At 37.2% G+C, this 19,059-nt stretch carries 16 protein-coding genes and 1 pseudogene; 6 read left to right on the top strand and 11 right to left on the bottom strand.

From position 1 onward, the window contains the following. Positions 1-16: 16 nt before the first annotated feature. Positions 17-2,254 (bottom strand): right-handed parallel beta-helix repeat-containing protein, encoded by a 2,238-nt coding sequence (locus METBO_RS04240; protein WP_013644436.1) that lies wholly within the window; start codon positions 2,252-2,254, stop codon positions 17-19. A gap of 84 nt (positions 2,255-2,338) precedes the next feature. Here METBO_RS04240 and METBO_RS13175 point away from each other — a divergent pair. Further along, a pseudogene (locus tag METBO_RS13175) lies at positions 2,339-2,739 on the top strand (SAM-dependent methyltransferase); the annotation flags it as partial. Positions 2,740-3,072: 333 nt separating this feature from the next. Here the strand turns inward: METBO_RS13175 and METBO_RS04230 are convergent. The 4 genes from METBO_RS04230 to METBO_RS04215 all read right to left on the bottom strand — a co-directional run bounded on the left by METBO_RS04230 (position 3,073) and on the right by METBO_RS04215 (position 7,194). After that, positions 3,073-3,402 (bottom strand): hypothetical protein, encoded by a 330-nt coding sequence (locus METBO_RS04230; protein ID WP_013644435.1) that lies wholly within the window; start codon positions 3,400-3,402, stop codon positions 3,073-3,075. 532 nt (positions 3,403-3,934) lie between these two features. Further along, complete coding sequence (locus METBO_RS04225) at positions 3,935-4,288, bottom strand: hypothetical protein (RefSeq protein ID WP_048186347.1); 354 nt, start codon at positions 4,286-4,288, stop codon at positions 3,935-3,937. A 357-nt stretch (positions 4,289-4,645) separates the two neighbouring features. Beyond that, positions 4,646-5,668, bottom strand: a complete 1,023-nt coding sequence (locus METBO_RS04220; protein WP_013644433.1) for an adenylosuccinate synthetase — start codon at positions 5,666-5,668, stop codon at positions 4,646-4,648. Positions 5,669-5,844: 176 nt separating this feature from the next. Beyond that, the gene (locus tag METBO_RS04215; protein WP_013644432.1) at positions 5,845-7,194 is read right to left on the bottom strand and encodes an ATP-binding protein; all 1,350 of its coding nucleotides are present in this window, start codon (positions 7,192-7,194) and stop codon (positions 5,845-5,847) included. Positions 7,195-7,530: 336 nt separating this feature from the next. On the opposite strand from METBO_RS04215, the gene METBO_RS04210 reads away from it, so the two are divergent. From METBO_RS04210 to METBO_RS04190, 5 genes are all read left to right on the top strand, one after another. Further along, positions 7,531-8,334: a hypothetical protein gene (locus METBO_RS04210; RefSeq protein WP_013644431.1), complete on the top strand. Its 804-nt coding sequence runs from the start codon at positions 7,531-7,533 to the stop codon at positions 8,332-8,334. Next, complete coding sequence (locus METBO_RS04205) at positions 8,331-8,834, top strand: MarR family winged helix-turn-helix transcriptional regulator (protein ID WP_013644430.1); 504 nt, start codon at positions 8,331-8,333, stop codon at positions 8,832-8,834. The genes METBO_RS04210 and METBO_RS04205 overlap by 4 nt, the downstream gene beginning before the upstream one ends. 14 nt (positions 8,835-8,848) lie before the next feature. Continuing rightward, on the top strand, positions 8,849-9,379 hold the full coding sequence (locus METBO_RS04200; protein WP_013644429.1) for a flavodoxin domain-containing protein: 531 nt from the start codon (positions 8,849-8,851) through the stop codon (positions 9,377-9,379). A gap of 399 nt (positions 9,380-9,778) precedes the next feature. Further along, entirely contained in the window at positions 9,779-10,540 is a 762-nt protein-coding gene (locus tag METBO_RS04195) for a ParA family protein (protein WP_013644428.1), read from the top strand. A 2-nt stretch (positions 10,541-10,542) separates the two neighbouring features. Further along, complete coding sequence (locus tag METBO_RS04190) at positions 10,543-10,881, top strand: hypothetical protein (protein WP_013644427.1); 339 nt, start codon at positions 10,543-10,545, stop codon at positions 10,879-10,881. Positions 10,882-11,276: 395 nt separating this feature from the next. Here METBO_RS04190 and METBO_RS04185 read toward each other — a convergent pair whose 3' ends face one another. From METBO_RS04185 to METBO_RS04160, 6 genes are all read right to left on the bottom strand, one after another. After that, positions 11,277-12,512 (bottom strand): LL-diaminopimelate aminotransferase, encoded by a 1,236-nt coding sequence (locus METBO_RS04185; RefSeq protein WP_013644426.1) that lies wholly within the window; start codon positions 12,510-12,512, stop codon positions 11,277-11,279. A 107-nt stretch (positions 12,513-12,619) separates the two neighbouring features. Beyond that, on the bottom strand, positions 12,620-14,299 hold the full coding sequence (locus METBO_RS04180; RefSeq protein ID WP_048186520.1) for a glutamate--tRNA ligase: 1,680 nt from the start codon (positions 14,297-14,299) through the stop codon (positions 12,620-12,622). Between the two features lie 465 nt (positions 14,300-14,764). Continuing rightward, on the bottom strand, positions 14,765-15,751 hold the full coding sequence (idsA, locus tag METBO_RS04175; RefSeq protein WP_013644424.1) for a short chain isoprenyl diphosphate synthase IdsA: 987 nt from the start codon (positions 15,749-15,751) through the stop codon (positions 14,765-14,767). Next, positions 15,751-17,100 (bottom strand): RNase J family beta-CASP ribonuclease, encoded by a 1,350-nt coding sequence (locus tag METBO_RS04170; protein ID WP_013644423.1) that lies wholly within the window; start codon positions 17,098-17,100, stop codon positions 15,751-15,753. The genes idsA and METBO_RS04170 overlap by 1 nt, the downstream gene beginning before the upstream one ends. Continuing rightward, positions 17,097-18,152: a type 2 isopentenyl-diphosphate Delta-isomerase gene (gene fni / locus METBO_RS04165; RefSeq protein WP_013644422.1), complete on the bottom strand. Its 1,056-nt coding sequence runs from the start codon at positions 18,150-18,152 to the stop codon at positions 17,097-17,099. Before fni ends, METBO_RS04170 begins: the two co-directional genes overlap by 4 nt. Before the next feature lie 23 nt (positions 18,153-18,175). After that, positions 18,176-18,967: an isopentenyl phosphate kinase gene (locus METBO_RS04160; RefSeq protein ID WP_013644421.1), complete on the bottom strand. Its 792-nt coding sequence runs from the start codon at positions 18,965-18,967 to the stop codon at positions 18,176-18,178. Between the last annotated feature and the right edge of the window lie 92 nt (positions 18,968-19,059).

The following is a 19,059-nucleotide window of genomic DNA, read 5'->3' as shown; positions in this document are numbered from 1 at the left end:
TAAATTCTATTTTTTACTATTTGGTTGTGGTGAATGCATATCCAAACAGGGATGATCCACTCGAACCTGATAATGCCCTTACACTGTTGGTATGTAAAATAACTGTATACTGTGTGGCCCTTGCCAGTATGGTTCGTGGTTTTATGTATAATGTGCTGCCTGAAATATACACATCAAATAATTTATTACCCCATTTATTTGTAAGTGAAATTAGTGACTTACTTCCCAATTTTATGGGTACATTATAGGTAATTTTAATCACAGTATTTAATGGAACCCTGAATGCATTTTTAACTGGACTCGTACTTGTTACTGCTAGTTTTGGATAGATCTTAATCGAGGTTGAGATTGATTGGGAATTCACTGTAGCTCTTATTGTAGAGGTTCCAGTATGTCGAGCTGTGAATGTTGTGCTAGATAAACCATTCTTCGTGGTGCTGACTACGGGATTTAGAATTCCCAATGAATCACTGCTAAATCCTACAATAATTCCATCAATGATATATTTTCCACCGTATAATGGGCTTGTGTAAACTCCTTTATTGTTATATCTAAGATTTAACACAATTTTTGAGGTAGAACCAACAATTATTTTGTTGTAATTGGAATTTAAACGTAGGACGATCCATGGGTTGAAGTTGAATAAACCATAGATCCTTTTTGGGACACCGCTTGATCCCCACCAATTATTTAATGCATTGATGGCTCCTGAAGTGTCTGGACTGTATACTTGATAATAATTTCCAATTAAACTGTTTAAATTAAACTTAGCTGCCTTGTAACTACTGAATGAAGCACCAAAAAGATTATTTGCAAAACTGTTACTTATAACAGTGTTTCCCGTACTTGTAATTGTAAGTCCAGCAACATGATTGCTAAGCATAGCATTTTTAGTTATATAACACCCTGAACCCGTGATTATTAGTCCGGTTTCCGTATTGTATTTGATTAAATTGTTGTTAAAGGTTGAATAGGGGCTTGCACTATTGATTCCATTACCATTGGAGGTTAACTCATTAAAACTGATGACATTGTGATCTGCATTTGTAGATTTTTGTAGTGTCATTCCTATGATGTTGTACTGTAGTATGTTATGAACAATGGTACAGTAGGTTCCTATTACAAAAATTCCACTTCCGACATTGTTTTTCATGGTGTTTCTACTTATTGTCACATGATTTCCGACGGATATTAGTGCATGGAATGTGTTGAAGGACATGATATTGTTGGAAAATGTTGTGTAGTTACTTGCACTGCTTACTCCTGCAACATTGTAGTTTATGACATTGTTGCTAACAACATTAAAATCTTTACTGCTGAATCCTGCCAAGGTTATTCCACTGTTGCCGTTGTATGAAATGATATTATTTATTATTTTGTTGTATCGTCCGGTGATATCAAATCCACTTACAATGTTCTGTGCAACTATGTTGTTGCTTATTGTACTGTTACTTATACGGAGCCAAAATCCATTTTTATTTCCTGTAAGTGTATTTCCATTGATAATATAGCCGCTGGGTATGTCCATGTGGAACTGTTGTATTGCAATTCCATCTTCTGCTCCTGTTACTGTGTTGCCTATTATTGTCATTAACCTTGAATCTGCTGTTGAATATATTCCTACACCTGTTAATCCAGTACTGAGAACTTTATTGTTTGAAACTAGGTTGTTTTCACTGTTGTAGTTGAATAGTATTCCATTTAGGAAGTTATGTATAACATTTCCAGATATTGTGTTAAATGTGCAGAATCCATATTCAAAACTGATACCATTTCCAACTGCAGGATTTACTCCAGTTATTATGTTTCCAATTACTTTTGAGTTGTTCATTGGTCCGTAGAATTGTATTCCAACTAATGAAGCTTCATTTATTTTGTTTCCAGAAATAATACAATTATTTGCATTATTTATCACGATACAATAGCTACTCTTTGATAATGTGAAATTTTGAATAGATGTACCGGCACCTTTAGGGTTAACAGTAAAAACAGCTGAATTTGGATTAATTGCCTCTACATTAACATTTCCATGGGCTTTTATATTGACTTTTTTGTTTACAGCTATACTTTCCTTGTAGGTGTAGGGATTATTGTTGTCGTCATAAACATTTATGTTATCTCCTGATGCTGCGTTGTTAACAGCAGTTTGTATACTCTGCCCAGGAAGTACAGTTACATTAGCAGCCTCTGTGGATTGTATGAATGTAAAGCAAAAAACTAAAAATAATGTACATATGATTATTTTTTTTATCATATTTCTTCACCAACTACTACTAAGTTATGTTTTTTTTGATTTATAATACCTTTCAACCAGTTAATACCCCTGGTAACGAGAATTAATATTATTATATCAAAGAATTCATTATACGATGCAATTGTCCTTGAAACAGAACTAACACTACCAGAAGTTTCGCAGACAGTTATCATAACAAGGCCTGAAGGAAGAACACCCAAACTTTCAAAGGAAGCTATTTCTAAACTTGCTGAACACGAAGCAACCATGTGCATCTTTTTAGGTGTGCATATGATTGAGATGTGGTGAGGGATCATTTAACCCACTACAACAGTGCAACTCCTGTTGCCGTTGTTCAAAAGGCATCATGGCCAGATGAAAAGATAGTGTGCGGAACCCTTGATAACATAGCATCCAAGGTAGCTGAATCTGACATTAAAAAAACAGCCATGCTAATGGAGGGTGATGTGTTGGGAACAAAAAATATCACACCATCAAAACTCTAAGACAAAAAATTCACACACGAATACAGAAAATCACAATGAGTCACATTGTAAGAACATTACGGGGTGATAATAATTTTTATACTACCCCAAATTTTTTGTTAGATACTTCCATTGGAAAATATATGCTCAATATCAGCATTTTTTAAACTATGAAAATAACCCATAAATGGTTAATAACTCTCCATAGAACCTATATTAATATTTACAGTTTTAAAACTATTTCTTTTTTAAAATAAGAATCTAAATAATAAAAATAGATATGGAAAAGACCCATTATCTGTCCATTATCATGAGAAAATTTATTAGCTATATTTTTAATTAATCTACCCCTGATTATAAACTCGGGATAAAGTATACACTGGTAGCTATCGGTACATCGATTCCAGGTTCGTACTGATTCATAAGTATTCTTTCACCTACTTTTCCCTTGAAAAAATAAGTCAAAACAACAGAACCGTCAGTGTTTGGGTAAATTGAGTAACCAAGCAATTTTACATAATTTTTATTGTATACTGGTTCACAACGAAAGTCTGCTGAAGGATTAGTAACAGTGATTTTTATATCATTTACCATATAATTTTCAGTTAATTTTGTTGCACTAGCACCACCCATCATAGCAAGACACATTATTGCCATCATCATTCCGAACAATTTTATTTTCATATAAAATCATCTCCCTTTAATGAATTTTTAAGATATAATTTATAATTGAAAAGTTTAAACATATAAAATTTGTTATTGTTAAGATTTTCAAGCCATTTGGGGTCATGATCTTCTTTAGCGCTTCAAGGTTCTTTGTAGATATAAAGTTAAAATATCTAGTTTATACCAATAGTTTATGGTAATTCTTATGGAATTTCGTTCTGGTATGAAAATTTCGTACTAATTTTTAGAAAAAAATATTATTAGCATTCCCGAGTTTAAATATGAGAAATAAAAATAAGTAAAACACACAAAATACTCGTTAAAATTCAAAATAAGTAGATATTGATGATCTTTCTACCATTTTTTCATTTGTTGGTAATTAATTTAGCTAATGAACACAGCTATTAAATTATTTTGGCAAAAATGTTGAAATAATGAATTTTTAAGAGTTTAAATAACTCATTTTGTAAAAAAAAACTATATAAAATAAATAAAGAAGTAGAATATAAATTGTTTACAATCCAAATTTTAATTTAAGAGATATTAAAACCTATTTTCCCCTTATTTTTGTTGAGTTCGATTCTGATACTTTAGTATATTCATTTGCATTACTGAAATTCATTTGATCGTTGTAAAAACTCTGGAACATTGTTTCATTAAAATCAAGAAGTTCGTAGATGTTTGGGTGGTAAAAATCAGGCGGATAAATGATTTTAAGATCAATTTGAACAGATTTTGGCATGGCATTTGATCTTAAAGCCATTTTATATTTACTCCCATCTACAGTTTTAAATTTTCTGAGTGCCTCGGATTGATCTGGACTCAGTTCCTTATGATCCTCATCCACAAATTGGAAAAAAAAGGTATTATTTTTCAGTATCTCCTTAGTTTTTGTTTCTAACATGATATCCCCAATAATCATTTAAAATCCAAATTCACCCTAATCCAACTTAATACATATATTGCTACTTTAAAGTAAATAAATTTTTCTATCACTTACATGGTTGTTACCATTATACTAAAGTTTAAGATTCAATTTAACACAATATCTGCGTCATGATACTTGTTAAAGAAAAATAGTTAAACAAAGCAGCTTTAATGAGGATTAACAACAATTGAAGAGTAGTTAAATAAATTTAGGATATTATGAAGGTTTTATAATTAATAATTAGTTCTTTAAAAAAAGAGTAAGTTTCGAAATAAAAAAATATGGAATTTGAAGGGATTTAACAGGTTATCCCTTCTAAAATTTATTCAATTTTTAAAGTAGTTCGTCCCTTAGATCTATGGTGTCTACCAGGTCTGGTCCTGTAGATATGATGGTTACAGGTACTCCTGTTTCTCCTTCGATCTCTGCTACGAAGTTTTTAACTTCCTGTGACAGTTGTGAGTAGTCCTGCACACGTTCGCAGTTCGGGAATATTCTGTCCACACATGTTAGTGCTATTTGTGTTGCTCCGTTTATCATGCAGGATTCCTTTGCAAGTTCCATGTCAAAGGTTCCAACACGGCGCCTTCTTCCTGTGACTGTACCGTACTCTTCAATGTCAAGATCTTCAGCCTTTTGTTGTGATATTTCTGTTTTAAATGGTCCTTCTCCCACCCTGGTTATGTAGGATTTAAATACCACTATCACATCATCCACCCTGGTGGGCCCTATACCCACATCTGCAGCAGCCGAACTTGCTGTTGTGTCCTTACTTGTAACATAAGGGTAAGTTCCGTAGTAAAGTGATAATCCGAATCCCTGTGATCCTTCCACAAACACTTCCTTTCCCTCATCAAGTGCTTCGTTAATTTCAGTTGGCACATCTGCTGTGTAGCCCTGCATTTCAGGAATGTCTCCAGCAAGTTTTGCTGTTCTCATTACCCTGTCGGAATTAGCTGGTCCACATCCACTTCCTGTACTTCCAATTTTTTTGGATAGATAATCTGAAGCCCTGTCCTGTTCCTTGTGTTTAGGTTCTATTATTGCACTTCTGAAATCTGCAAATGTCCTGTTTTTAACTTGGTACTTGTTCAGGTAGTCGAGTTCATGATGGAAAACTTCTGGATCCACCAATACTCCGGCTCCGATCAATAATCTTGCACCGGTGTGTACAAAACCCGACGGTATCATTCTTAGCCCATACTTTTCGCCATTAAATTCTACAGAATGTCCTGCATTGGGTCCAACACCCGCTCTTGCTATGATATCTGGTTTATCGTTGTAACAGAGGTAGGTAATACATTTGCCTTTACCTTCATCACCCCATCCTCCGCCAACTAATACGTTACATGTCATCTCAAACTTCTCCTTAAAAGCTAATTCCTAACCTCTTTTATATTGTGAATGATTTAATAAAAACCTTTCCATGGATAAAAATTTGAAGAAAAAATCTAAGAAAATAATGATCCAAATCACCACCCCTGATAATTAAATTTCAATGGATAAAAGGTCTTTTAAAACCCTTTTAAAGTCTATTTTCCGCCGACTTTTTTGTTTATTATCCTTTCAAATAGATCTGGAGTGTATTTTCGCTGCAGGGCTATGAGTATGTGTTCATCCAGGGCTTCTTCCAAAACTTCGGTGTCTAATTTTTCCTGGTTGTTTCTTATCCTCACTGCCTGTGCAATTTGTGCAACATCCCTTGCATGTGCAAAGGTTGGTTTGAGTTGTTCTCCACCCATGGTCATGGGTATGTAAACATTTTTAAATCTTTCAAGCACTGCTTCATCGTAGTCTTCTCCCATGGCATCTAGGTTTCTTTGGAAAACCTCCACTATTTCGTCGGGTGTTGGTGCTGTTAGGAATATGTGCATTGGTGCACGTCTCAGGTGTGCTTCGTCAACTATGTTTATGTCCAGGTTGGTTGAGAGAACTGGTATGAACATGGTGTGGACAATGACAGGTGCACCTTTGATGTAAATAACATCCTTCTTGTTCTCAAGGGGCACTATCATCCTGTTTAAAAGTACGTTGTGATCTTCTTTCTGTCTTCCAAGGTCGTCTAAAAGTAAAATTCCACCGTTGGCCTTGATTATAGGGGATGTTTCATAAACTCCCTTGTTTGGGTTGAAGTTGGTTTCAAGTTTTTCTGTTGTGAGTTCTGATCCTGTGAACACGAATGGAGCGTAAACCTTAACCCACCTTGGATCATCTGGTTGTTCAGGACATTTTTTATGGAAATCTGGATCGTAAAGTTGTATGACACTCCCACTGAATTCTATGAATTTGGGTATGAGAATTGGGGGTAGGAGATCCGACATTTTACTGGTTAGGAATGTTTTTCCTGTTCCAGGTGCACCGTAGATGAAAAATCCTTTACCACCTATGGCTGATGCAATTAAAGTATTTTTAGCATCTGCCACACCCACCACATCGTCCAGAGCATTGTCAATGACTGACTTTGGTATTTTAAGTGGAAATCTGCCTTGTACTTGGGCTCCCATAATTGTGAAGTACTCATCGTATGCAACAGGTGCTATTCCCACGTATGGGTTTTCCTGCATTACTTGAAGAGCCTTTTCCCGTCCCTTGATTTTGATGGTGAATTCCACGCTTGGGAAAAGGAATCCTCCACCTGTTTGTCCACACATGCCCTCCTTGTCCAGTTTTTTTAGTACCTCTTCGAGTATGTCCACATGCAGACCTGTGATCTCATGTATCTGATTGACTACGATGGTTCCGTAGGTTGATATTATCTTGAGTACCAGGTTTTTTATGAATGCTTCGGATATGTCGATCTCAACCATTGATTTAGGTTCTTCCAATAGTTGGAACATCTTCTTCATTCTTGAATCATGATAATATTCACTTACTTCATCCATATTATTTAACCCTCCCAAGTTATCTAAAAAAAGGATAGATCATGGTTTTAACCAGTAAATCCGGGATTTAACTTTTTTTAGTTAGTTTTTAATAATTCTAATTGTTTTAATATTCCAGATTTGTTTAATGGTCTCTGAAACTATTTCTTCTACTTTAAAGTTTATTTCACACCCTATTAAGAATTGATGGAAATTTATGTGATAATTCTCACCGATTTTCAGCTTATTTTTAAGGGGAGTTACTATCGTAGCAAAGTTTTATATACCAAAACAATTAATTATGTAATATATTACCTATACATGTAATATATTACCAATTGATGAGGTCATAAATAAATGGACAAAAAAATAGTGTACATAAACTCAATCGCAGTAGCCCTTTTAGCAGTAGCAGCAACATTATCCGGGCTCTTCATGAAAAATCTTTACAAACACGATACCAACTCCATAGTTTCACAGATGATGGGTCAAGACATAGTAACCCTACTCGTAGCAGTTCCCCTACTCTTAATATCCATATATCTGATACATGGAAATTCTATGAGGGGCAGGTTGATATGGATGGGAACACTCTTCTACTTCACCTACACCTACGCATCAATGTCATTTCTCGCATCCTACAACCAGCTATTCCTTGTTTACGTGGCAATATTCTCAATATCCATGTACACATTACTAGGAGAACTCGTAACAACTAAATTCACAGGTTTAAAATCAAAATTTAACCCAGGAAAACTAACCAAGATCACTGCATCCTTCCTAATATTCATTGCACTCATGCTTAGTTTGATGTGGCTTAAACTCATCATAGACTCAATCATCACAGGAACAGCACCAGCAGCACTTGAAGGTTACACCACACTGGTTATTCAAGCACTTGATCTCGGTGTTCTAGTGCCATTTGCCATAATATCAGCAGTTCTACTCCTTAAAAACAATGAATGGGGCTACATCCTCACATCCATATTCCTAATAAAAGCCACACTCATAGGAACAGCCATACTTTCCATGATAGTGTTCATGGTTTTAAATGGTGTATACGTGGATCCCGGGCAGATAATCATATTCACAACCATGACCATCCTGGGAATTTTAGTTGCATTCGGATTTTACAGAAAAATAAATGGAGAACTAACATGAAAAATTCTGATGAACTCATGGCTGAACATGCAGCCGGTCCGAGGTTAGACATGGAAAAATACATCTTGGTGGTACTGTTTTTAATTCAACAGCGCTGGACCTATACCATAAACCATGAATTTAAACGTGACAACATAACCACCAAGCAGTGGCTAATGTTAATAGTTCTATCAACAGCCTTCGAAACACCACCATCAATGCAGGAAGTGGCAGATGCCATGAGCATTACACATCAAAATGTTAAGCAACTGGCAGTAAGATTGGAGTCCCAGGGATTCATCAAAATAGAAAGGGATCCCAAGAACAAAAGAATACTCAGACTCGTGCCAACAGAAAAGTCCAATGAATATTGGGCCAAAAGGGAATCTGATCATGCCAGATCAATCCAAGAATACTTCAAAGACCTGAACAACGAAGAGGTTTTATCACTCTTCCAAATAATGGGCAAACTCGAAAAATTATCAGGACAAATGTACCTGGAAACAAAAAACCAAAAATAGGGGGAATAAATTAAATGAAAGCACTTGTTATATACGGATCCCGATACGGAACAGCAGAGGAAATTTCAGAAAGGATCATAGACATATTACAGAAAGAAAATGTGGATGTTGACCTAATAAATTCTGAGAAATCCCAATCCGTAAAAGTTGAAAACTACGACCTGGTGGTGGCTGGCAGTGGAATTAAAATGGGTAAATGGACTAAAAATACCCTTAATTTCCTTAAGAAAAACAGGAAAGAACTTTCCAATCGTAAAGTAGCATTGTTTGTAAGTTGTGGTGCTGCAAACCAGGAGAAAAACCGGGCAGAAGCACAAGAAAAGTACTTGGATAACATTGCAGCCAAGTACCTTGACACAGAACCAGTTGCAAAGGGACTCTTCGGCAGTGTTTACGATCCAAACGCAGATCATGGCCTCCTTTACAAATTAATTAAAGGAAGCATTGAAAAGGAAATGATAAAAATGGGCCAAGACCCCACACAGAAACACGACTATAGGGATTGGGACTACATTAACCAGTGGACGATAGATTTAATTAAATAAATCTAGAGCACCGAGTTTTAATATAAACCATTTTTATTTTTAGTATTTAGTATTTAGTATTTAGTATTTAGTATTTAGTATTTAGTATTTAGTATTTAGTATTTAGTATTTAGTATTTAGTATTTAGTATTTAGTATTTAGTAAAAACTTATTAGTTTTTAGTTTTTACTGATTTAGTAAGTCGAGAGTAGGAAAAAAATTTTTTAGATCCAAAATATACAGTCCACAAAATAAATTATAGCCACAAACAGCATCATATATAGTAATACTATTTATTAATTTATAATTACTAACAATCAACTTTACTCCAAGTATATTTCATAAATAATTAAAAACTATTTATTAAAAACTAAAAACTTTTTATAGGTTTCAACTTAATAATAGTGGAGAGAATTAGAAATGAGTGAAGTAATAGGAATCATAAATCAAAAAGGTGGAGTGGCTAAAACCACAACCGCAATTAACTTAGCTGCAACCCTAAATCAGAAGGGTAAAAAAGTTTTGCTCGTGGACGTTGATCCCCAAGCAAACGCAACAACAGGTCTCGGTATAGACAAAACCAACCTAGAATTTTCAATAAGGGACGTACTCCTAGAAGAATGTGAAATCCAAGATGCAATAATATCCACAGATTACGAAGGTTTAGATGTACTGCCAAGTAACCTAGGGCTGAGCAAACTAGAAAAACAGTTAGCAGGTGAAACAGCACCAGAATACATACTCAGAAGATACCTAGAAACAGTCTACGATGATTATGACATGATCATAATTGATTCACCACCAACACTTGGAAGATTAGCCTACAACGTACTAGTTGCAAGTGACAGTGTCATAATACCTGTACAAACAGAATACTACGCTATGGAAGGAGTAGTTGATCTGTTGGATGCAATTAAAGAAGTTGAAGAAAAGCTCTACAGTGAAACTGAGATTAAAGGTGTACTTCTAACCATGCACGATAAGAGGGAAAAGTTAACCAACGAAGTAGCAGCCCTTGTACAGGAGTACTTTAAAGACCAGATGTTTAAAACCATCATCCCAAGAAACGCCCCAGTAAAAAGAAGTGCAGCAGATGGAGTGCCCTGTGTAATAAAATACCCTGAAAGCACTGGTGCCATTGCCTATCTCAAATTTACCGACGAATTTCTGGAGAGGATCTAAAGATGAAAGAAAATAGTGTAATTTCACGATCACCCCTACAGGAACGGGCCAAAAGAGAGACCAAATCAAACAAACCAAAAAAACAGCAAGTTGATGTAGATGAAACCATAGTGAAAAAGGTGTTTAAGAAGATCGATAACAAACCACGCCTGGCATTTTGGGATCATGAATCTGCAGCAGTTCTGCACTACCTCAAAGAAACACAGCCCAACTTCAGCATGAGCGCAGAAACAGCAAAGTTAATGAGAAAGGCAATTAAAGATGAACATCCAGATATTTGGCGTGCAGTGACAACTCAACTCAGAGACAACAAGTTAGATCCACAAAAGAACAAAGAATAAAAAGTTTTAAGTTTCTAGTAAATAGTATTTACTAAAAACTTTTAACAAAATTTTATAATCCAAAAATATTTTTTTATTTTTATCTTTGACATTAAAAACTAGATCTTCAAGTTTTGAATTCTATTTTAATAAAATAATAGTATCTGAACATCAATAAAATTTTCAAGAAATTTTCTAAGTTTTTTATTCTTAGAACTCTTATCTATAAGTTGTAAATTTTAGATTAAGAGTCAAAGTAAAGATGTCAATGTGAAAATCTTTCAGTAATAGTATAATGTTTTTAGTATTTACTAAAAAGTTTCTACTAAAAACTTTTTATTTTTTGTTTCTAAAAGTTGATTGAGGTATAAGTTTTAAAAATAGGAGTATGTCGTTTAAAAAGAAAATGAAAGAATTTAGAGTGAAAGTTTGGAAATTCTTTCCATGGCTTCCTTGGTATTTTCTAGTGTGTTGAAAGCTGTTAACCTTAGGTATCCTTCACCGCTTGGTCCGAATCCAACTCCAGGTGTTCCAACCACATTTGCTTCTTCGAGTAAGAGATCGAAAAAGCTCCAGGAATCCATGTTTTCAGGTGTTTTGACCCATATGTAGGGTGAGTTAACTCCTCCGTACACATCAAGACCCAATTCTTCCATGCTGTTTTTAATGATCTTAGCATTTTCCAAGTAGTAGTCTATATTTTCTTGGATCTCCTTCTTGGCTTCGTCGGTGTAAACTGCTTCTGCTGCCTTTTGCACAGGGTAGGATACGCCGTTGAATTTGGTTGTTGTCCTCCTATTCCAAAGTGAGTTTAGATCGTGTTTGTTACCCTCTGAATCCACTGCTTTAACCTGTTTTGGAACCACAACAAATGCACATCTGGTACCTGTGAATCCAGCGTTTTTGGAGAAGCTCCTAAATTCTATGGCCACATCTTTAGCACCTTCAATCTCGTAGATACTCCTTGGTATATCATCTTCTGTTATGTATGCCTCGTAGGCTGCATCGAAGAGTATGATTGCATCATTTTCACGTGCATATTCAACCCATTTTGCAAGATCTTCCTTTTTAAGAGCTGTTCCTGTTGGGTTGTTGGGGAAACATAGGTATATGAGATCCACGGGAGATTTAGGGAGTTCTGGTATGAAGTTGTTCTCTGCTGTTGATGGCATGTAAACCACCCCTTCGTACCTTCCACTGTCTTGTATGGATCCTGTTCTGCCTGCCATGACGTTACTGTCCACATATACCGGGTAAACCGGGTCTGTTACAGCAATAACATTGTCCAATCCAAATATTTCCTGGATGTTAGCGGTGTCACATTTGGCTGCGTCGCTTATGAAAACTTCATCTATGTCGAGTTCAATTCCCCGTGACTTGTAATCATTTTCTATGATGGTATCTATTAAGAAGGAGTAACCTTGTTCTGGTCCGTATCCCATGAAGGTTTCGGAGTTTCCCATCTCAGTAACTGCTTCATTAAATGCCTTGATAACTGCCTTTGGCAGGGGTTTGGTAACATCCCCAATACCCATTTTAATTACCTGTGCATCTGGATTTTCAGTTTGAAATTTTTCAACCCTTCGGCTAATTTCAGCAAATAAGTAGCTACTCTCTAAAAGAAGGTAGTTTTCATTGATTTTAACGGACATTTTCATTAACCTCTATAAATTTTTATTTTAATCTTACTATAAATAATTCCAAGAAATTTGGATTTTATAAATTATTATATCTACTAGTTTTAAGTACGTACTTGGTTTTATTTGTGTGCAAAGTAGAACCTGATCTTGGTGTAGGTTACCTCATCCACCCTTGCAAATCCTATTCTTTCAAGTTGAACCACATCGTCCACCTCAAGTTGAGATGCTGATTTTTCTATGAAGCCCTTCTTAAGGGTTGCATCTGGCATCATGATCTCTGCCTCTATTGCATCCTTCACAGGCACCCACTGCACTATCATTGCCTTAGCTTTTTTCGCATCTTCCAAGTCACTGCTGTGGTACATGGTTTTTCCATTTTCAAAGCTTAGGTTGATACCGTCCATGAGTCTGATAACACCGTTTTCACCTGTTTTTGTGATGTCCTCCATGGTGATGTAGAGTTCAGGTTCGATCATGAGTTTTCTCATTCCACGTTCTGGATGGTCAGGGTGTAGTGGTCTTTCAACGAGTTTTTGTTCTGATTCTGGTAGGTTTTCAACTATTACACGGGTTGGATTGTCCACCAAGAAGTATCTGTTGGATGTTTCTTCGAGTATCTGTCTGTTTAATCCGTAAATCTTCTTCCATGAAACAACTGCATCGCTGATTTTGGGCCCGATTTCCATGATAAGTTCCTTTATGGCTTCGGGTTTTATTCCACGTCTGGCTATGGCCCTTATGGTTCCGAGTCTTGGATCGTCCCATCCAAGGTACTGTCCGTTGTTTATTCCTTCTCGTGCCTTGGATGTGCTCAGGGCAACATCCTCCATTTTGAGTCTGCCGTAGTGTATGAACTCTGGTATTTTCCATCCGAAGTGGTTGTACATGTAGCTCTGTTTTTCACTGTTGGCTAGATGATCCTTTCCCCTTAACACGTGGGTCACTCCCATGAGATGGTCGTCCACAGTCACAGAGAAGTTCATCATTGGGTAAATCTTGTACTTGTTTCCTGTTCGTGGATGTTCTTCATTGACCACCCTCATTGCAACCCAATCTCTTATTGCTGGGTTTTTGTGTGTTATGTCTGTTTTCACCCTTAAGACTGCTTCTCCCTCATCCATTTCTGGCATTTGCTTCCAGAGTTTCATGCTTGCCTCTGGTGATGTTTCACGGCATGGGCATGGTTTGGCCTGATCCTTGAGTGTCTTGAAGTCTGCTCCGTTACATGTGCACATGTATGCTTGTCCAAGTTCGATGAGTTTTTCTGCGTACTCGTAGTAGATCTCCATCCTGTCACTTTGGATGTACTTCTCCTGCCATTCAACTCCCATCCACTTCAGGTCTTCCTCCATCATATGGTAAGCTTCAGGATCAACCCTTCGAGGGTCTGTGTCTTCAACCCTAAGAATTAGCTTACCACCGTAGCGTTTAACATATTCATTGTTTAATATAACTGCCCTTGAATGTCCTATATGTAGGGGGCCTGATGGATTTGGTGCAAATCTGAGCACAACTTCCCCATCCACATTTGGAAGTTCTGTGAAACCCTTCTGCTCCACAGGTTTTTTCTCCTTCATACCACCCAGTTTATCGAGTTCAGCTACCTGTTCATCAGTTCCCATAGAGTTAACTTTTGAAACTAACTGTGCAGCTAACTTAGAAACTGTTTTAGCCTCAGATCTTAGCTCAGGATTGCCTGCCATGATGGAACCTATGACTGCACCGTTACTTGCCTTGCCCTTGTGTTTAACTGCATTCATAAGTGCATTTTTGTATACAATTTCTTCAATATCATTAATGAAAACCAACTCCAAATTTAATTAGTTACAAATAAAAAATTGTTGTTAAGAAAAATATTTCGTTCATCCATTTCTAAGACTACGAAGTTACTACCATACTTTTCACTTCTCTACTTCCCCTTTTTTTGTGAACATTCACAATATCTATCAATACACTAATTTGAATTTATCCCCAGCATACCTAACGAAATTTGAATTTCATAGAGGTATTCGTACCATGAGTATTTGGATAGTGATCAAGTGGAGTTCCCAATGACGGATATGGCTAACTTATTGGATCTGCAGGGTTCGGGATCGTATCTTAAAAAAAAGGATGTTTGTAGAAAAAAATGAATTTTTGGACTCTAAATAAATTTTCAGGGTTTAATGTCCTGATTCAAGGTTTTATCCCCTCAGTTTTTCCTTGAAATCATGAACATGGGCAATAAATTCTATTTACTGTAAAACCCTTTGAATATATTTTTTTTAATGAATCCTTTCAACCACGAAGTCTGCGATCATGGAAAGTGATTCTTTGGCTTCGGAATCTGGAAGTTCATCCAGTAGACTCTTTGCTGTGTTGATGTTGTCGAGTGCTATGTTCTTTGCGTAGTCTATTGAATCGTATTTGTTGAAGAGTTCTAGGGCTCTTGTAACGTTGGTGTCATCTTCAGCTTCAAGGATTGATATTAACTCTTTTTTGTCCTCAGGTGATGCCTTTGATAATGCGTTTACAACCATGAGTGTCATTTTACCTTCGACTACATCGCTTCCCACTGGTTTTCCAAGGTCCTGTTCATCGCTCATAACGTCGAGGTAGTCATCCTGTATCTGGAATGCCAGTCCAACCAGCCTTCCATATTCTGAGAGCAGTTCTACTTGTTCAGGTGTTCCTCCACCTATGATTGCTCCTGACTTGGTTGATGCTGCTATTAGTGCACCTGTTTTTTTGTAGATCATGTTCATGTAGGCTTCTTCGCTCACTTCGAAGTTTCCCTCGAAGCACATGTCCGATGCTTGGCCTTCACATATTTTTATACATGAATCCACCACTGTTTTTAGGGCTCCTACCACTCGTTCGTAGCTCACATTGTCTATTGGTGTTTCAAGAACTGTTTCAAATGCCTTTGAGAACAGTGTGTCACCTGCGAGTATGGCCATGGGTTCTCCCCACAACACGTGTACAGATGGTTCTCCCCTCCTCATATCATCTTCATCCATGATATCGTCGTGGATGAGTGAAAAAGTGTGGATGAGTTCCACTGCTGCAGCTGTTTTAAGAGCTTCTTCTGGAGCTCCTCCCACAGCTATTGCACTTAATACAACCATTGAAGGTCTGATTTTCTTTCCACCAGCTTTGATTAAATGTTGTGTTGATTTTTTGAGTTCTTCGGGATCAACAGTGCTGAGTGAGTTTTGAATTTCTTCGTCAATGTCACTAGAGTACTTCTTTAAAATGTCAACTACTTCCATTAAATTCCTCCATTAAACACCTGTGCCTGTCCATTACGTAATATATGAATGTCATTTCCTAACTTGTATCCTTCTTCTTCAGCCAGTTCTGTGTAAGCTGCTAGCATGTTTAGATTTCCATGTGAAGGTATTAGATGTTTTGGATCAAGCATTCTTATGAAGTCTCTGTGATCTTCCTTTCCTGCATGTCCTGACACATGTGCATTTGTAAATATTCTAGCACCACTAGATTTAAGTCTTCGCTCCATGAGGTTACGGTTGGCAATGTTCATTGGGTTTGGTATTACAGATGCTGAGATAACAACATTGTCTCCTGGCTTCACATTGAACATGGTTTTTCCATTTGCAATTCTCGGAAGCAGTGCATCTGGTTCTCCCTGATGACCTGTTGTAACTAGAACGTAGTCTGATCTGTTTTCATCTGCCCTTGCAAGTGCACGGTTCACAGCCTTTGGACTGCCATATATACTGGCACTCTTTGGAAGTTTTAGTATTCCCATGTTTTCTGCCATGGTACAGAATCTTTCCATGGACCTTCCAAGTAGGAGTATTTTACGTTTACTTTCACTTGCTATGTTAGTTATGGCCTGAATCCTTTCAATATGGGATGAAAATGTTGTTATTATCATTCCACTATCTTCTTTGAGTGGTTCTTCCATGATGTCCCTTAAAACGAGTCTTGCAACCTTTTCACTGTGAGTTTTAAGTTGATCATCCTCTGCTGCCCGGGTTGTGTCTATTATTGCTGCTAGAACACCTTTACGTCCCAGTTCTCTGAACCTCTGGTAGTCCGGTGGTGGTGAGAGTGTCTGGTGGTTGTCAAATTTAAAGTCGTTTGAGTATACGATGATACCCTCAGATGTGTGTAGTGCAGGTGTGACTGTTTGTGGTATACTGTGTGTTGTCCTCACAAATTCCAGTGTTATGTCTGGAGATATCTGCATCTTCTCTCCACTGTTTAGAACTTTGAGTGGATTGGTTACCTTGAACTTTCTTTCTCCCTTGATGGTTTTTTCTATTAAAGCCATGGTGTAGGGTGTTGCTATTAATGGGGCTTCGTATCTGTGGGCTAGTTTTGCCACTGCACCTATGTGATCCAGGTGTCCGTGGGAAAATACTATGGCCCTTACCTTTCCATCAACATCCTTCATCAGGGTGTCGTCAGGAATTATTCCCCTTTCTATAAGGTCTAAACTGTGCATTCTCGCTATGTCTGTGTCTTCGTGGATATGGATTCTGTCAAGGTGTATTCCCATGTCGAAGATGATAACATCTTCACCCACCTTAACGGCAGACATGTTTTTTCCAACTTCCTCGTATCCTCCAATAGCTATTACTTCAACGCTCATTCTACTGATCTCCTCGCGTATATACTGGTTTGGAATCCCCTTTCATTTAGCCATTCCCTTGTTTCTCCCTTGATTATAAGGTCTGATTTTTTAAGTTCGGCTATGTTAGAAGCTCCAACTAGGAACATTGCAACGCGGAGTTCCTCATTAAATTTATTTATTCTGTTTACTACTTCTTCGTGACCGGAGTAAGCATCTTTTAAGAGTGGAAGTGCAATTCCAACTGCATCTGCTCCTAATGCTATGGCTTTAGCAGCGTCTAATCCGCTTCTAATTCCTCCGGATGATATTACTGGTATCTTAACTGATTGACATACTTCTACTGTGCTTGCTGCTGTGGGTATTCCCCAGTCCCAGAAAGCATCACCCATGGTTCTGTCCTGGGCACGGTAGGTTTCAACTGCAGCCCAGCTTGTTCCGCCGGATCCTGCAACATCTATTGCACTCACACCTGCCTTTTCAAGGGTTATGGCATCTTCTGCTTTGATACCTGCACCCGTCTCCTTGGCTATGATTGGTGTTTCAAGTGTGCTTGTCATTTCTGTTATGGATTCAATATGTCCCCTTGCATCCACATCTCCCTCAGGCTGTATAGCCTCTTGAAGTGGGTTTAAGTGTACTGCAAGTGCATCTGCATCTATCATTTCTATGGATTTTTGGGCAAGTTCTATTTGCTGGCATCCAATGTTTCCGATTAAAAATGCATCGGGTGCTTCTTCCCTCACAACTGTGTAAGTTGATGTAAGTTCAGGGTGTTTAATTGCGGCCCTTTGACTTCCAACTCCCATTCCAATATTTAGAATTTTGGCAGTTCTTGCTAGTGTTCTGTTTATAACTGTGGCAGATGGATGTCCTCCTGTTATTGCAGATATTATGAAGGGTGAATCGAGTTTTTTTCCGAGCAGATCTATGGAAAGATCTATCTCTTTCATGTTCACCTCTGGAAGAGCTTTGTGGATGAGTTCAACATCACCCAGTCCAGTTTTCTTTCTGTACTCTACGTCACAATTTTTGCAAAGGAGTAAATGTTCTAATTTTCTGTCTGAAATCATTTTTTTATTCCTTCATGTTTTTTTTATCTAATTAGGGTTCCTATTTCTTTTTCACCATTTAAGGCACGTTTAATGTTATTATTAGTATTAGCATTGATTATTTCAGATTCTATTCCATTTTTAGCAATTTCAAGGAGTTCATCTATTTTGCCACCCATTCCTCCTGTGACGTCAACTGTTTTTGTTGAGTCCAGGGACAGAAGATCCTTTCTGGATCTTACGACCTTGATTAGCTCGGCATCTGGATTGTCCTTGGGATCTTGGTTGTAAACTCCATCCACATCTGAACCTAACACCACAAGTTCTGGTTTGAGGTTTTCTGCCAGATATTTGATGAGCTGATCACCGGATACAACTGCCATCTTGATCTTTTCATTTGCATCTAGCACAACATCACCATAGATAACTGGAACAAATCCTAGTTCTAGGTACTGTTTTATGAGATCTAGATCAGCCTTTATTATTCGTTTGTTTTCGGTTTTTATGAATGATGATGGCTGGATTGATACTGTGGCTATTCCCTGTTTTTGCAGGTGTTCACAGACCATGGCATTTAAATCTTTTACAGAGTTTTGTGTCTTTGAAAATCCCTGTTTCTTTCTTTCAAGTTCTTTTTTCGAATTAATCTCGGCCCCAATTTCATATTCTTTGGCATAAAGATGGCCGTATGAACCTGCTCCATGAACTACTATGAGGTTTTCATATGATGATTCTGAAATTTCTCTACATATCCTGGTTAAATTTTCTGTGTCCAAGGTAGGTTCTGATGCATTTTTACGGGTTATAACGCTTCCACCGAGTTTTAGTATTATCAATTAAGCACCGTTTTTAGCTTTGTTTTTTCACTATTATTTTTCTTGTCTGGATCATGTGGATCCACCACTTCTTTGAGGAAATGTTTTCTGAT

Source organism: Methanobacterium lacus, from assembly GCF_000191585.1.
Classification (GTDB): Archaea; Methanobacteriota; Methanobacteria; order Methanobacteriales; family Methanobacteriaceae; genus Methanobacterium_B; species Methanobacterium_B lacus.
Note: the sequence above shows the minus strand (reverse complement) of the source record. Positions and strands in the feature narration are given on the sequence as shown.